This window comes from Rhodococcus sp. P4_B6, from assembly GCF_056402215.1.
The window spans coordinates 1-16,230 of record NZ_JBFUHV010000187.1 but is presented as its reverse complement, the minus strand read 5'-3'; the positions used below and the strand labels follow the sequence as shown (position 1 = coordinate 16,230).

The following is a 16,230-nucleotide window of genomic DNA, read 5'->3' as shown; positions in this document are numbered from 1 at the left end:
CTCCGGCACCCGCGGCGACGGCACGTACATCGCCCTGGTTCGGTTCGACTCCGAGGAGGCGGCCCGCCGCAACAGCGAACGTCCCGAGCAGGGCACCTGGTGGGCCGAGACCGAGCGGTGTTTCGACGGCCCGGTCACCTTCATGGACTGCCCGGACGCGATGGAGTGGCTCGGTGGCGGCTCCGACGATGCCGGGTTCGTGCAGATCATGGAGGGCCACACCACCGACGCGCACCGGCTGTCTGAGCTGATGGCCCAGGCCGGCGACAAGCTACCCGGGGTGCGGCCGGAAATCCTCGGCGGTACGTTCGCCGCCGCCAGCGACGGCGGATACGTCGAGGCGGTGTACTTCACCACCGAGCCCGAGGCCCGCGCACACGAGAAGATCACCGTCCCCGACGATCTGCGTTCGCTGTTCGAGGAGGAAGGCCGGCTGATGGGCGAGGTCGACTACTTCGACCTGCGCGAGCCCATGCTGGTCTCCGCGTCGCGGTAGCGACAACCACCCGTCGCGCGCCGCACCGGCCTTACACACAGATGCCGCCCGGTCGCGATGCCGACAGCGATGACCCTTCGGAAGGAAGTGGATCCAGGCAACCGAATTTCACGCGAACAGCAGGATTTGACGAGTTGTCTCGAGATGTTCGTTGATCTTCTGGTGCACCCGGTGTCTTTCCCTCGGTCAGCCCCTGGGAAGCATGCTGTACTCGGCGGCGACGCACAGCCGATTCTGTCGCTGCTCTGGACGGCCGCCGGGCAATCCCGACTGGGACCGACCAGCAGGTTTGTGGGGCAGGAGGCCGGATGTTCCACCGTGGTGACCGTGTTGCTACCGAAGCCCCTACCCTCGATGAGGGTCTGGTCGTCGAGCCCGAGGCCCGCCGCCGTCCGTGGATGGACTTTCTCGTCTCCACGCCGGGACGGCTGTCCGTGCTGGGGATCCTGCTCGTCGCGGCGGTCCTCACCGCTGCTGTGATCACCTCGGCCGCGGTTGCAGCCCGGCAGCAGCGCGTCGAGACCCTCCGCACCCACACCGAACCGCTGATGAATGCCGCCCAGAACGTCTACAGCGCGTTGTCGATCGCCGACGCCGACGCCACCACGTCCTTCCTCTCCAGCGGCACCGAAACGACCGCCGTCCGGCAGCAGTACACCCAGGCGATCGGCGAGGCATCGAGCGCGTTGGTCACCGCAGCCAACGGCGTCTCGTCACAGGACGCCGAATCGCTGGCACTGCTGTCGGACATCGTGCGCAACCTCGCCGAGTACTCCAACCTGGTGGCGACTGCGCAAGCCAACGACCGGGCCGGCAACCCGGTCGCGGTGGCGTACCTGTCCGATGCCTCCACGCTCATGCAGGACACCATCCTCCCGATGGCCGAACGCCTCTACGTCCACCAATCCCAGGCGGTCGCCGATACCCAAACCCACATTGCGCAACTGCCCACGACCGCCCTCACCGTGACCGTTGCCATGCTCGTCGCCCTCATCCTCGCCCAGCTGTACCTGCGGCGGAAGAACAAACGTCGGGTCAACCCCGGCCTCGCCGCCGCCACCGCACTGATGGCCGTTCTGCTGATCTGGTTGGTCGCGGCAAGTGTGGTGTCGTCGATGGCGAGCGACCGCGCGAGAGTTGAAGGGACCCAACCTCTCGATGCCGTCGTCCACGCTCGCATTCTGGCGCAGCAGGCCCGCGCCGACGAAACCCTCGCCATAGTGCAGCGCGGATCGGACACCCGGTACGAGATCGACTATGCCCGGCGTACGGAGGCGCTCTCGGAGGAACTCGCCCGGCAGCTGGCCGACTCACACGGACGTGCCGCCGCGGAACCGATCGACGGCGCCGTGACCGCACTCGACGGGTGGCGTGCCGCGCATCAGGAGATCGACAATGCCCTCGATCGCGGTGACTACCCGGCCGCCGCGGCGATCGCCGTCGGATCCGATCCTGCCGCATCGACGGCACGGTTCGCCGCCCTCGACCAGTCCCTGCGCAGCGCAATCGACCGGCTCCGCGACGACGAGGTCGACGCCGTGACGGACACGTATCGGTCGATGTCGAAGCTGGCCATCGGTAGCATCGTAATCGGAGTTCTCGGCGGATTCGCCGTCGGCGGGGGTATCTGGCCGAGACTGAACGAGTACCACTGATGACCCGGATGACGCTACCGACACAGAGCGCGGGACCGCGAACGCGGCTCGGGATCCTCGTCGGTGTCGCGATCATCGCCACCGCCGGCGCCGTCCTCACCGCGTGCGCCGCACCGGATCCGCTCACCCCGACCGCCACTGGTCTGTACACCCGACCGATGTCGGGTGGCGCACAGATCATCGCGCCCCTGGGCACCGCGCCTCCGGAACCACCATCACCCGAATCGTGCGGTGCCCTCGCCAGCCTGCGTCCCGGCCCACCGCCGGCACCCGGACAGATGCCACCCGGCGGCTCGCTCGCCGAGATTGCCGCTCGCGGTCGGTTGATCGTCGGTATCGATCAGAACACCAATCTGCTCAGCTTCCGGGACCCGGACACCGGCACCTTGCAGGGCTTCGACGTCGACATCGCCCGCGAGATCACCCGCGACATCTTCGGCGATCCGGAGAAGCTCGAATTCCGGCTGCTCACCTCCGCAGGCCGGTTCACCGCACTCGAGAACAACGACGTGGACGTCGTCGTCCACTCCACCTCCATCACCTGCGATCGCGCACAACGGGTCGGCTTCTCCACCGAGTACCTGCGCACCTACCAGCGCCTGCTGGTCCCCAAGGGCTCCGACATCACCGGACCGGCGGACCTCGCCGGGAAACGGGTCTGCAGCTTCATCGCCACCACCTCATTGGCCACCGTCCAACGGGTCGCGCCGCAGGCCACGATCGTCGCAGTCCCCGACTGGGACGACTGCCTGGTCACCCTGCAGAAGGCACAGGCCGACGCCGCCAGCACCTCCGACTCACTTCTGGCCGGATTCACCGCCCAGGACCCGGAACTGCAGATCGTCGGACCACCGCTCGAGACCGAACACGCCGGAATAGGGGTCAACAAGGACCGGAGCGACCTGGTGCGGTTCGTCAATGGCACACTCGACCGCATCCGCGCCGACGGCACCTGGATGCGCATCTACGACCGGTGGCTGGCCACCCCGCTCGGACCGGTCTCGGGCCCACCCCCAGCGATCTACCGCGACTGAGCAGACACGGAGTTGCAGTCCGCGTCCAAGCCTTTCCACGCGGTGAAATTGGGAACTGTCCAAGAACGTCGAGTCCGGCCGCGACAGCCATGCTCCGGTTCGACTGGCGGACTTCGCACTAGCAAAACAGTTTCGCCGGTCAGCTGGTGTGGGCGATCTGTCCCAGCCCTCGACGGACTCGGGGGGTGCGAGGTGCGGGTCCGGTGTAGATGGCGGCGGGGCGGACGAGCTTGCCGGGCGTTTCTGCGACGTCCGCGTCATCTACCAGCCCGCCGTCCCGCAGAATCGGATGCATCGCTGCGGCGCGGGCCCGCACCGGGCCGAGCAGCAGACGGTGCCCGCCGTTCAGGTGTGCGCGTTCGTGGGCGAGGACGGCGCGCAGTTGGTGGTCGTCGAGGGCCAGCTAGATCCTGTGCATAATTCTCGCAGAATCTTGCCCTGCAATTGATTATCTAAATATGTTGTATATCAACATATTTCAGAAAAGACTCAACACCGGTCGAAACGGACATCCGCGCGGCCGTCGACACCCCGCGCGCCCCGGCGCCGGCACTCCCCCGACACCCACATCACAAACCGGGGACATGTCATCACATCGGGTCACAGCACCATCACAACCGAGGCGCCCACCTCACAGGGATGCGGGTCGCCGCATTTCGGAGCGGACTCCCCTCCGCCCCGGTGCGCGGAGGGCAGTGACGGGTCGCCTCGGGGGGGTGCCACGCTGGACGTCTGTGAGCGTGCCGCACGCCGACCCAGGGGATCCGCGGCGCGCTCGAGTACTCGGTGGGGAAGGTCGCGGGTCGGTTGCGGCGATCACGGGGTACCTGAATGTTCGTCAGGTCCGGGTCAGGACCCGGGGCCCGATGTGGTGGGCGAGTTCGAGCGCGAGTTCGAGCGCCAGCCGGCGTTCGCCGGGATGGTGACCGAGGAGTTCGGTTGCACGCGCGACGCGTTGCAGGACGGTATTGCGGTGGGTGTGCAGGCGGACGGCGGCGCGGGGTGCGTTCTCGGCTTCGTCGAGGAACACCCGCAGGGTCTCGCGGAGCCGCGCCGCGCTGGGCGTGTCCACGGCGAGCGGACCCAGCGTCGTGGCGACGAAATCGGCTGCGCGGTCTTGGTTTTGCGCTGCCAGCGCCGTGACTTCGAGGTCGCGGTAGAGCGCCAGGCGCGCGCCGCTCGGGTGCCCGCTGAGCAGCCGCTGGATGGTCAGCGCCGCATCGTGTGAGCGGCGGAACCCGGTGATGCCGGGCTGGGTGGGGCCGACCGCGACGCGGACGTTGGGTTGCGCTCGGGTGAGCGCGTCGCGCAATGCGTCGAGCGCGGGGTCGGAGTCGGTACCGAGCCAGGCCCACAGCGTCGAGGTTCCGGCGGGGAGGGTCAGCGGAGGGCGCGCACCGGCGGCGCGGGCGAGGCTGGTGGCGGCGGACTCCAGCGCGCCCTGCACCTCGCCGGGCGGTTGGGTCCACAACACGAGTGCGGTATGGCGGCGGGCCAGTTCGTACCCCAGGCGTTCGCTGGCTCGGCGGCTGTCGATCGGGGCACCGTCGAGGATCAGACGAACGGTCTCGGTGCGGCGTGCGAGCGCACCACCGAGCACCTCCTCGCGCTCACGCTGCGCGTCGGCAATGACGCGGCCGATCACGTGGTCGACGTTCTCGAACAGGTGCTGCGAAAACGCCTCCAACAACTCGACGAGCTGCGGGCCCGGCGCGACGACCCGAGCGGCATGGGCGATGAAGCTCTGCCACACCAGGTTCTGCCCTCGCCGGTAGGCGTGGAAGATCACGTCGAGGTCGATGCCGCGGCGCACGATGGTGCGGACCACATCCAGCGCCTCCGGTGGGACGTCGATCGGTGCCGCGCGGCCGTCGCGGCGTGAGAGTGTCGTCAGTAGGCGCGCGACGTTCGCGCGGTTGCTTGCCGACATCTCCGCCGCGATCGCGGCATCGGCGCCCAGCGCTGGGGCCAGCTTGACCACCTCGGCGTCCATGTCTTCGACGAACCGATCGAGTTCGGCGAGCATCGAGTCGGCGACGTCACCCATGAGCCTGACGATCACCGCGGGGGTCGTTGCGCTGGTCATGAACAGAGTGTGCTACCGCACATAGTCGGGGGCAAGGTATAGGCGTACGGACATGTCGCCGGGTGTCGGTGCGGATTTACTGTGAATCACATCACACCCCCACTCGACAGCGTCCAGGAGACACCAGTGACGATCACGACCATCCCCGACGTGGAGACCATGGAATTCGATGTGTTGATCATCGGCGCCGGCATCTCCGGAATCGGCGCGGCCTACCACCTCAAGACCCGCCGGCCGGACACGACGTTCGCGATCCTCGACGGTAAGGACGCGATCGGCGGGACGTGGACCCAGTTCCGCTACCCGGGGATCCGCTCGGATTCGGACATGCCGACCTTCGGCTTCGGGTTCAAGCCGTGGACGCACAAGAAGGCGATCGCCGACGCGCACATCATCCTGGACTACCTGCAGGAGACCGTCACCGAGAACCACATCGACGAGCACATCCGCTTCGGATACCGGGTGTCGGCGGCGGAGTTCTCCTCGTCGGCGGGGCGCTGGACTGTGACCGCGCACCGTTCCGGCAGCGACGAGACCGTGCAGATCACCGCGCGGTTCCTGTTCTCCGGTACCGGCTACTACGACCACGAGGCCGGCTTCACGCCCGAATTCGACGGCATCGAGGACTTCACCGGCCAGGTGGTTCATCCCCAGCACTGGCCCGAAGACCTCGACTACTCCGGCAAGAAGGTGGTGGTCATCGGCAGCGGCGCGACCGCGGCCACGCTGATCCCCGCGATGGCCGGCACCGCAGGGCACATCACGATGTTGCAGCGGTCGCCGAGCTACGTGCTCTCGCTGCCGGCCGAGGACGCGATCGCGAACACGCTCAACAAGCTGATCGGCCCGAAGCGGGCGTACCCGATCATCCGGCGCAAGAACATCATGATGCACCGCGGGATCTTCACGGCCTGCCGGCGCTCCCCGAAGCTCATGCGGAAGCTGTTGATCGCCGGGGTCCGCCGCCAGCTGCCCAAGAACTTCGACGTCGACACTCACTTCACCCCCCGCTACAACCCCTGGGATCAGCGCCTCTGCATGGTGCCCAACGGCGACCTGTTCAAGGCGATCTCGACAGGCCAGGCCTCGGTAGTGACGGATCGGATCGAACGATTCACCGAAACCGGAATCCGGCTCGAGTCCGGCCAGGAACTCGAGGCCGACATCGTCGTCACCGCCACCGGTTTGAACATGCTCGCGTTCGGTGCGATCCGGATCAGAGTCGACGGAGAGCCGGTGAATCCGCCCGACACCACCGTCTACAAGTCGATGATGCTCAGCGGCCTACCGAACTTCGTGTTCGCACTCGGCTACACGAACATCTCCTGGACGCTCAAGGTCGACCTCATCAGCGAGCACTTCTGCCGACTGCTCGATCACATGGACGAGCGCGGCTACACCATCGTCGAACCGGTCCTCACCGATCCGGACATGGAACGGGTCCCGTTGCTCGACCTCACCTCCGGATACGTCCAGCGTGCGGTCGCCGCGTTCCCCCGTGCCGGCACCAGCGGCCCGTGGACAGCCGCGACGGCCTACGACAAGGACGTCGAGCGGCTGCGTGAGGGGCCGATCGAGGACCCCGACCTGCGATTCACCGCCCACCCGCCGGCTCTGCTGGCCTCGTGACCGGAGCGAGCACGATGAACAACGAGATCACCTTCACCAGCCACGGCGTCACCTGTGCGGCCTGGCACGTTCCGGCCACCACCGACGCGCCAGACCGAGAACCCGGCCGGCCGTGCGTGGTCATGGCACACGGCTTCGGCGGCACCCGGGACACCGGCCTGCTGGGCTACGCCGAGGCATTCGCTCAGGCAGGCATCGATGCGTTCGTCTTCGACTACCGCGGCTTCGGTGACTCGGACGGCACACCCCGCCAACATGTGTCGTTCCGCCGTCAGCGACAGGACTACCGCGCCGCGATCGAGGCGGCCCGCCGCCTGCCAGGCGTCGACCCGGACCGAATCGCACTGTGGGGGACGTCGTACTCCGGAGGTCACGTCATCGCGGTCGCCGCGGAGGATCGGCGCATCGCGGCGGTCGTTTCCCTGACACCGGCCACCGACGGGCTCGCCGCCCTGGTCCAGATCGCCCGCTACGCCGGCCCCGGCCAGCTGGTTCGCGCCACCGGACACGGGCTGCGGGACCTCGCCCGTGCGCTGACCAAACGCGCGCCGCACCACGTTCCGGTGGTCGGGCAGCCCGGGTCGGCGGCGATCCTCAGCACGCCCGGCGCCGTGGAGGCCTACACCTCGATGGCCGGCGCGACCTGGCGCAACGAAGTGTGCGCACGCACCGCACTGGAGGTCGGGGTGAACCGGCCCACCACTTCCGCTCGTCATCTCTCCTGCCCGATCCTGGTGCAGATCGGCACACACGACCGCATCGCGCCGCCCGACGCCGCCCGCCGGACCGCCGCCAAGGCCGGCCCGCTCGCGCAACTGCGCGAGTACCCCGTCGATCACTTCGACATCTACCAGGGACCCTGGCAACAGCAGGCACTGGCCGACCAGCTCACCTTCCTCCACCGAGTCCTCGACCCCCTCCACAGCACACCGTCACCGACGAGGTGAGACCGCACCCACCGCACATCAAGAATGTGCACCACCGAACACCAATGGAGAAGTGATCTCCGACCCGAATCGGGTCACCGTAGTAGGCGCAGGCATCCTCGGCGGGCAGATTGCCCGGCACAGCGCATTCAAGGGAAAAGACCTCTCCGCGCACGGAATGTACGCCGACGTCAACCGCGCCGACGTCGCCGCCACCGACGAGAACATCGCAAAGACCCGGAAACGGTAGACCTACAGCACCAACATTTCCGAGGCCATCCAGCACGCAGACGTAGGTCATCGAAGCGGTAACGGAGAGACCCGACGTGACGACCAGCGTCTACGAGACCATGGCAATACCTGCCAAGCGCGACTGGGCCGGTACTCGCCAGGCTCTGACACCGCCCCGCCACACCGGCGCCGTCGCGATCAYCCCGATGACCCGCAGCTGCGCCGTGAGGTGCGGTGGACCGACGCCGAGCTCCTGCAGAAGGCCGGGATCCCGAGCCTGCTCCGGTCGGGGGCAAGGTCGGTTCTCCTCGCTGCGGCTGCGGGGACTCCACCTTGCCTCCTTGGTCGTCGACGACCTGCAGGCAAGGACCGGCGAACGGGGGAACCCCCACCAACGTCCGGGACGAATCACAAGGTGTGGCGACGGCAGCGCCTGGGAGTGATCCGTGAGCACACTATGAGCAATCCCCAACTCCACGTTGGGATCACGCTCGGTTTAGACGAGCGACCCACTCCAGCCGAATAACCGTCCTGCGGTAGCCAATCCGCGCACATCAGAGTTGACCACGCGTCGAAACCGACACGCTCGCCACCCACCCCAGATCGACCGGGCCACAGTGGGCGGCGCCCACGACGACGGTCCTGGACGCCGCCTCGCCCTGCGCACTTGACAAACCGGCGTACATATCAGTGTGCCAGTTTCCCGGATGGCACCGTTGTCACCAGTGCAAACGCCGGAACCACCCCGAAAATCGGCCAACCCGGTGCAACTCAGGAGATCCGCGGGTGCGTTCAGTGGATCCACAGGATCCATACCCACCTCCCGACGCCATCACATATCCGGACAAAGTCTGGGCAAGTGCCTTGCACTGGCGGGCACGGCGCTGCTGCTGATACTCGAGCACATCGCGCAACAACAGCCGATGCCGAGTGCCGACTTTCTCCGCCGACAAGTCCCACGTCGATCAACCGTCGCACCGTCGGCTGGCCCACCCCCAGCAGATCCGCACCATACGGGCCGATAAGAAGGGGTTCAGAGCTGCTTAAGCCCTGAGCGGCATCCTGAATGCGCACACGTTGCGGGGCCTGATTCGGCCATCGCATCGACCGCTGCGGATCGATGCTCCACATGAGTGGTGGAAATGGAGTGAATGGAATTGCTTCGATGCCTCGCACGCCGATCTCGCCCGCAGTCGGAAACGTGGTGGGTGAGGGCAAACGTTGGCAAGCAGGCTCCCCTACTTCGGAATCTGTTTTACCGCTTCAGAACCCGGGAAATCAGGGATCTCGCTTGTCGACGTGAGGGCAATTATGTTGGCGCACTCTACGAGCAGGTGCCGATCAAGGCACGCAGGTTTCCCACCATCAGTAATGGCACACCGCCGGACAGCTCAGTCACCGTCTTACCATCGAACTAGCGTCATCTCCGGAAGGCTCGGCCCATGACCGAACAACCACCAGTTCCGCCCGGCGGCTATTCACCACCCCGGCCGCCGAGGGCTTCTCAACCACCTTCGTCCGGCGGCGCGGGGTATCCGCTCCCAGCTCATCACGTGGGCGTCCTGCCGGCGGAGGCCTATACCTCATGGATCAGGCGTGTCGGCGCCTTCGTGATCGACCAACTTCTGTACATGATCCTCGCCGTTGGCTTCGGTGTCGGCGGCGGAGTGATCATCGGCATGGCGGATGGCACGTCCTGCCCTACCGGCGAGAGCACCGATGCCACGTCGTGCAGCTCGTCGGTCTTCGAAGGCATCGTTTCGTCGATCATCACTCTGGTGGTGCTCGCGTATTGGTTCTGGAACTGGGGCTATCGCCAAGGCCGGACCGGTTCGAGCATCGGTAAGTCGGTGCTGAAGTTCAAGGTGGTCAGTGAACGAACGGGCCGGCCGATCGGCTTCAGGATGTCGCTCGTGCGTCAGGTCGCCCACATCCTGGACGCGATCTTCTACATCGGTTATCTGCTGCCGTTGTTCACCGCCAAGCGGCAGACGATCGCCGACACGCTCGTGAAAACGGTCTGCCTGCCCATCGAACCGCTGCGTGCCTCGACACCGCAGCCACCCCCGGCCTACGGAACTCAACCGCCGCCGCGGTACGGCACTTCGGTCGACGGCACGTCACCGGCTCACTGGTCTCCGCGGCAACCCTACGGAACGCCAGCGAATTTCACCCCGTCCTACAACGCTCCGGGCTCGGCGTATGGCACTGCTCCGTCTGCCGGCTACGGCATCGCCCAGCGCCCCGGGACGGTCACCGCGGCAGCGGTCCTCGCCCTTGTCATGACCGCGCTGACCACTATCGCCAGCTTGGTGTCGCTCTATACGAGCAGTCACTACTATCCCAGGACCGGTGCAGTCACAGCAGCCCTATGTCTTTCCCCCGTCGGCCTTGTGTTTGCCGGGTTGTTCATATGGGGTGGAGTCGGCGTCTCGAGGGGTCGCGCCAACAAATCCCTCCTGTGGACTTCATCAGTCACAGTGGGGCTCTCTCTCGTCAATGTCGGGGTGAGCACGAGTGATTACGGACGAGTTCTCGGAGTCGTGTGCTCAGGGCTTGCCGTGGTCGTCGTGACACTGATCTTGCAAACATCGAGTAAGGACTTTTTCCGTACGAGAAGCGCTACGACAATCTAACCGGTTGCGTCGAAGTCAGCCGGCACAACCGGACGAGCGTCGGTCGCCTCGGCAACCACCACCGGAGCACCAGAGCTGGTGGTCCCCTACCAGCTGCGTAGTCGACGCCACGTAGCGGCGACAGAGTCATCGCCACAGTCGTTGGCGCAGTTGGCCCTACGGCCCAATCACCTCGAACGACCATTCGGTGCTGCCGATGCGGATGACGTCGCCATGGCCGAGAATGGCGGAGTCGATGATGCGCTCGCCGTTGATCAGCGTGCCGTTTGACGACTGCAGGTCCCGGATTTCGTATTGCGGCCCGGTAGCCACGACGATCGCGTGGTACCGGCTGACGTTGCGGTGGCTGAGCACGAGATCGTTGGTGTTCTTTCGCCCGATCCGCAGACCACCGGGGGGAACCGGGATCGCCGTGCCGGCGCGGTCGCGGAGCTGTCCGGTGGCCACTCGCTGTTGCTGCTCGATCAAGGTCAACGTCATGGCGCCGGTCGTCACGGTCAACGGTTCCTGATTCAGGATTCGTTTTTCGAGGTCTTGTAGTGGTCCGGATGGGTCGATGCCCAGTTCGTCGGCGAGGGTTGTGCGTAGCCGCCGGCATGCGTCCAAGGCGTCGGATTGCCGGCCGGCCAGGTAGAGGGCGGTGATCAGCTGGGCCCACAGTGGCTCTCGAAGGGGATGCTCATTCGTCAGATCGATCAGAGTAGAGATTACTGATTCGGCTCGGCCACATGCAATTTCGGACTGGGTTCGCGCCGATGCGGTCGCCAGCAGTTCCTCTTCGAGAGTGGCGGCGAACGCATCGGCAAAGCTGTGCCCGCGTAGATCGTCGAGGACCGGCCCTTTCCACTCGTCCAGGGCGTGAGACAGTGCGGCGCTCGCCTCCTCGAATTGTCCGGCCTCGGCGAGCCGGCCACCGGTCGACGACAATGCCCGAAACCGGGCCAGGTCGAAGTCGTCGTCCGCCACCGACAGTCGGTATCCCGGTGCTACGGTCGCCAATACGGTCTTGGGGTCCACGTCGGCGCCACCGAGGGCCTTTCGCAGTTTGGACACGATCACGTGCAAACTGGCCCGGTAGTCCGGGGGCGGATCGTCATTCCACGCCGCCGCGGCGAGGGCGTCGGCCGCGACCACACGACCGCGCCGGATGAGCAGCATCGCGAGCACAGCGCGCGGTTTGGTGCCACCCAGGGACTGCGGCGCTCCATCGATGGTCAACTCCACTGAGCCCAGGACGTGGAGACCGAGCCGGGGACTTATTGCCTCGACATTCTCTGCCACACCAATCACCGAGCCTTTTCGCTCCGGGCGCCCGCGCGAGGTTGTTGCGTCGGCATCAATTATGCCGTCCCGGACATGGGATCTACCAGGCCCGGCAGCACGGGGCGTCGGCGTCGCTCGCCGGGGGATGTGCTCGACGGATGCGGGGATAGGGATTTGACCAGGATCGGATAAGCGGCGGACCACACACTTCCTCACGTCCCCAGCAAGACAATGAGAGAAGGTCCACCGTCGTGTTCACCCGCAAGATCGCCACCGCCGCCAGTACCTGCATCACCGCCGCTGTTATCGGGGTGGCAGCTCTCGGCCTCGTCGGCACCGCGAACGCGGTGAGCCCCGCCGCGGTCTCGACCATGTCAGCCTCGGTGGTGGTCGGCGATCCGGTAGGAGCCGCCACATACTGGCAACGTCAGCACGGTGACGACTGCGCGGAGATGGCGGTCGCCGACGTCGTCGGAGAAGTCACCGGCCGCAGTCCCTCCGAGGCCGAGATCGTCGAGGTCGCACGCAACACCCCCAGCACCGTCACACCGGGCCCGATCTACACGGGCGACGCGGCAAGCGGACCCGCGGACGCCGATGCCAGCACCGGCGGGACGGCTTCCGAGGACATTCCCGTGTTGCTGGCGAACTATGACATCGCCGCCGTCCTCAGCCACGCCGAAAACGCGACGGCCGGCGTCGATGAACTCGTCGCAGATCTCGTGATTGGCCGGAAGGTCATCGTCGGGGTGAACGCGGAAATCATTTGGGGCGAACGCGGTGACCGCACCACCGCCGATCACGCCGTCGTCGTCACCGGCATCGACCTCGCCGCGGGGTTGGTCTACCTCAACGACAGCGGCATCGACACCGGTCGCGCCGAGACGATCAGCCTCGACGTGTTCCTCGCCTCCTGGAGCACCAGTGACTACGAGATGATCACCACCCTGTAGATGCTGCGCTCGGTGCCTGCCGGTCCGGCACCGCCACCCCAAGCAGGCAACAGCTCGCGATTCCGGCATGGCGGCGACGCCGCGCTGATCCCACCGGAGTTCGGTACGCCGGCTGTGCGCACTCATTCGGACATTCCGATCCCGACTGTGCGGTGTCCGCCGGCGGCACCCTTTCAGTGAGGCTTCCAGAGAACGCCGACATCGTCATCGACGCCGGCGTTCTCCATGTCTGCCKGCATGACCGGCACGCGACTACCACGATCGCGCACCATTCCGTATCATGAGATTGCCATATGTTACGGCAATCTTGTTGTTAGGCAGCCGAGTGAGATGACTGCTTCACGATGACTGTTCGTGTCGAGGGTTCCCAATCGGCCCACGCCCACCTCGGACCCTCGGCGCGATACCCGCGTTCGACATCGCAGGAAGGATCTGGGAGAAACGTCAACGACTCGGTTGGCATGGTGATACGCAGGAAAGTAACTCGGCATGCGAACGTCATCACGGCGGTTGGCCTCGAGATGATAGTGGTTGGCGCCCGGATGCCGAGATCCTGCGTTACGACTCGCGGGCGGTACGCAAGCACCGGTCGCTGGGCGCCGGACTTCGACGCTCGCGTACGAGATCATCGCACCGACACACATATGCTCCCGGCACTGCCGCTATGAACCCCGACGACTCCCCACCCAACGGGCCCCCAGCACTGGAAGTTGCGGCCGACGGGCACCGGTGGCGGGCAGCGCCGGGCCACACCTTCACCATCGGCCGGTCCGAGACCGCCGATGCACAGTTGGCCAATCCGCGCATCTCACGCTCGCATGCGGTCCTGACCACGACACCGCACGGCTGGACCTTGAGCAATCAAAGCCGAAACGGCATCTTCCTGGACGGACAGCGGGTCGATCAGGTGCCGGTGCACGGACCCACGACGGTCGTACTCGGGAACCCGTCCCACGGTGTGGTCCTGCACCTTCGTCCCGTACCGTCGGCACCACCCCCGGAACCTGCGCCGACACCATCGGAGGGCGATCGATCGCCGCGGCCCCCCACCGCTGTTCATGCGATCGAGCAGCCTCGGATCAGGATCGGCCGCACCGACGACAACGACGTGATCCTCGACGACCTGCTGGTCTCCCGCCATCACGCGGAACTGCGATATTCGGGCGGGAGCYGGGACATCGTCGACCTCGGCAGCGCCAACGGAACCTACGTCAATGGAATCCGGGTGTCCCAGGCGCGTATCGGTGAGCCGGACGTGATCGGCGTCGGTCATCAACTGCTGCGGCTGAACGGCAACAGACTCGAGGAATACGTCGACACCGGTGACGTGTCCTTCGAGGCCACCGACCTGGAGTCGGTCACCGCAAACGGACGTGTCCTGCTCACGGGTGTGGGGTTCACCCTGGATCAACGCAGCCTTCTCGCGGTGGTGGGACCGACCGGTGCCGGAAAATCCACCCTGCTCAATGCCCTGACCGGGTTCCGGCCGGCCACGAGTGGGGCCGTGCAATACGGTGGGCGCGATCTGTACGCGAACTACGCGGAACTGCGACACCGTATCGGTTTCGTCCCGCAGGATGACATTCTGCACACCCAGCTCACGGTGCGCCGTGCACTGAACTACGCTGCGCGGCTGCGGTTTCCGCAGGACGTGTCCGCCGAGGCCCGGCAGCAGCGTATCGACGAGGTGCTCGCCGAACTCGGGCTGACCGGCCAGGCGGACCAGCGCATCACCAGCCTCTCGGGGGGACAACGCAAGCGCACCAGCGTCGCGTTGGAGTTACTGACCAAACCCTCGCTGTTGTTCCTCGACGAACCGACCTCCGGGCTCGATCCTGGATACGACAAGTCGGTGATGCAGACGCTGCGCGGCTTGGCCGACGAGGGCCGATCGGTGGTGGTCGTGACGCACAATGTGTCCCAACTCGACCTGTGCGATCGGCTTCTCGTCCTCGCCCCCGGGGGCCGGCTCGCATACTTCGGGCCCCCTGGGCAAGCGCTCACCTACTTTCACTGCGAGGACTTCCCCGATCTGTTCACGCTGCTCGAGCACGACACCGTCACCGATTGGGCCGCCCGCTTCCGGCAGTCGCCTCTGTACCCGGTGTACATCGGCCCGCGCCCGACCGATGCCACGCCTGCACCGCCCGGACACCGGTCGCCGCCCGAGAACCCGAACGCCCAACAATCCGCGCTCACCCAGTTCGCGATCCTGTGCCGCCGCTACCTGGCCGTCATCGCCGCCGACCGCCAGTACACGGCCTTCCTGCTGGCACTGCCACTGCTGCTCAGTCTGTTCACCCATGCTGTTCCCGGCACCGCCGGGCTCTCGCTCACCCAGGCAGCGGTCCAGCACTCGAACGAGCCCGGCCAGTTACTGGTCCTGCTGATCATCGGCGGCGCCCTGATGGGCTGCGCAGCAGCGGTCCGCGAGATCGTCAAGGAAAGGGCCATCTACCGACGGGAACACGCAATCGGTCTGTCCCGCAACGCCTATCTCGCCTCCAAGCTCGCGGTGCTCACCGTGATCACCGGTCTGCAGGGACTGGTTCTCGGGATCCTGGGATGGGTCGGGCGGCCGGGGCCGGACGGCGCCGCCCTGCTGGGATCCGGTGAAGCCGAGATCGCGATCGCAGTGATCGCGGTGACCGTCACCTCGATGATCATCGGGTTGCTCATCTCGGCGATGATCGACAACGCCGACCGGGGTATGCCCTTGTTGGTGCTCGTCGTCATGGCCCAACTCATCCTCTGCGGCGGTCTGTTCCCGCTACACGGGCGTGTGCCCCTCGAACAGCTGTCCTGGCTCTCCCCGTCGCGCTGGACCTATGCGATGGCCGCCTCCACCGTGGACCTGGCGGCGATGCCGGGATCTCCCGGAGCCGACGATCCGCTGTGGCGGCACACTCCCGAAATCTGGCTGACCGACCTCGCGATCTGCGGCGTCCTCGCCGTCATCATGATCGTGGTACTCGCTCTGCTGCTCGGCCGCGTCGATTCCCGCCGTCGCGTCGACCGATGAACGCGCCGACACCCCCAGCGGCAATGACGGCGTAACCCCCGCCTTCTCCCGTGCACCGCACCGGATTTGCTCCTGCCGAGCGGACAGGTGCGGACGGGCCTGCGAGTCGCCGGTGAAACCCACCGAGCGGCAACCCATACCGGCTCGACGGCGATCCGATCCGCCCCGGGCGGGAGGGTCGGCAGCGACGGCTCGCGTCGACTACCCCGGTCGGTCGAGCACCCGCGGTGCCCGCGACACGGCGCGGCGGCCGCCGGTTGCTCCCGTCCTACTCGAACGCCCCCTGCTTCGTCCACCAC

General features: G+C 66.4%; 12 protein-coding genes. 9 read left to right on the top strand and 3 right to left on the bottom strand.

The features are described 5' to 3' along the window. The 3 genes from AC1DWT_RS43035 to AC1DWT_RS43025 form a co-directional block, all read left to right on the top strand. Positions 1-496, top strand: a 496-nt coding sequence (locus AC1DWT_RS43035) for a hypothetical protein (protein WP_477925439.1), incomplete at its 5' end; no start/stop codon positions are given. Positions 497-804: 308 nt separating this feature from the next. Then, complete coding sequence (locus tag AC1DWT_RS43030) at positions 805-2,151, top strand: hypothetical protein (RefSeq protein ID WP_095863937.1); 1,347 nt, start codon at positions 805-807, stop codon at positions 2,149-2,151. After that, positions 2,151-3,185, top strand: a complete 1,035-nt coding sequence (locus AC1DWT_RS43025; protein ID WP_072951431.1) for a glutamate ABC transporter substrate-binding protein — start codon at positions 2,151-2,153, stop codon at positions 3,183-3,185. The genes AC1DWT_RS43030 and AC1DWT_RS43025 overlap by 1 nt, the downstream gene beginning before the upstream one ends. A 139-nt stretch (positions 3,186-3,324) precedes the next feature. Here AC1DWT_RS43025 and AC1DWT_RS43020 read toward each other — a convergent pair whose 3' ends face one another. Together AC1DWT_RS43020 and AC1DWT_RS43015 are read right to left on the bottom strand one after the other, a co-directional pair. Then, entirely contained in the window at positions 3,325-3,588 is a 264-nt protein-coding gene (locus AC1DWT_RS43020) for a M48 family metalloprotease (protein WP_338051534.1), read from the bottom strand. 435 nt (positions 3,589-4,023) lie between these two features. Further along, positions 4,024-5,271, bottom strand: coding sequence for a PucR family transcriptional regulator (locus AC1DWT_RS43015; protein WP_179377697.1), 1,248 nt, complete (start codon positions 5,269-5,271; stop codon positions 4,024-4,026). Positions 5,272-5,430: 159 nt separating this feature from the next. Between AC1DWT_RS43015 and AC1DWT_RS43010 the strand changes: the two genes are divergently transcribed. The 4 genes from AC1DWT_RS43010 (at position 5,431) to AC1DWT_RS42995 (ending at position 10,693) form a co-directional block, all read left to right on the top strand. After that, positions 5,431-6,900 carry a flavin-containing monooxygenase gene (locus AC1DWT_RS43010; protein WP_167372255.1) on the top strand — a complete coding sequence of 490 codons (1,470 nt, stop codon included), beginning with the start codon at positions 5,431-5,433 and terminating at the stop codon, positions 6,898-6,900. Positions 6,901-6,914: 14 nt separating this feature from the next. Next, positions 6,915-7,847, top strand: a complete 933-nt coding sequence (locus tag AC1DWT_RS43005) for an alpha/beta hydrolase (protein ID WP_206015902.1) — start codon at positions 6,915-6,917, stop codon at positions 7,845-7,847. A 52-nt stretch (positions 7,848-7,899) separates the two neighbouring features. Then, a complete protein-coding gene (locus AC1DWT_RS43000; RefSeq protein WP_241031245.1) occupies positions 7,900-8,076 on the top strand; it encodes a hypothetical protein in 177 nt (58 codons plus the stop codon). Between the two features lie 1,423 nt (positions 8,077-9,499). Beyond that, entirely contained in the window at positions 9,500-10,693 is a 1,194-nt protein-coding gene (locus AC1DWT_RS42995) for an RDD family protein (RefSeq protein WP_206012448.1), read from the top strand. A 156-nt stretch (positions 10,694-10,849) separates the two neighbouring features. Here the strand turns inward: AC1DWT_RS42995 and AC1DWT_RS42990 are convergent, their stop codons facing one another. After that, positions 10,850-11,983, bottom strand: coding sequence for a BTAD domain-containing putative transcriptional regulator (locus tag AC1DWT_RS42990; RefSeq protein ID WP_095863933.1), 1,134 nt, complete (start codon positions 11,981-11,983; stop codon positions 10,850-10,852). 224 nt (positions 11,984-12,207) lie between these two features. On the opposite strand from AC1DWT_RS42990, the gene AC1DWT_RS42985 reads away from it, so the two are divergent. Together AC1DWT_RS42985 and AC1DWT_RS42980 are read left to right on the top strand one after the other, a co-directional pair. Beyond that, positions 12,208-12,909 (top strand): C39 family peptidase, encoded by a 702-nt coding sequence (locus AC1DWT_RS42985; RefSeq protein ID WP_206012449.1) that lies wholly within the window; start codon positions 12,208-12,210, stop codon positions 12,907-12,909. Between the two features lie 664 nt (positions 12,910-13,573). Further along, positions 13,574-15,931 carry an ATP-binding cassette domain-containing protein gene (locus AC1DWT_RS42980; RefSeq protein WP_477925434.1) on the top strand — a complete coding sequence of 786 codons (2,358 nt, stop codon included), beginning with the start codon at positions 13,574-13,576 and terminating at the stop codon, positions 15,929-15,931. The last annotated feature ends 299 nt before the right edge of the window (positions 15,932-16,230 follow it).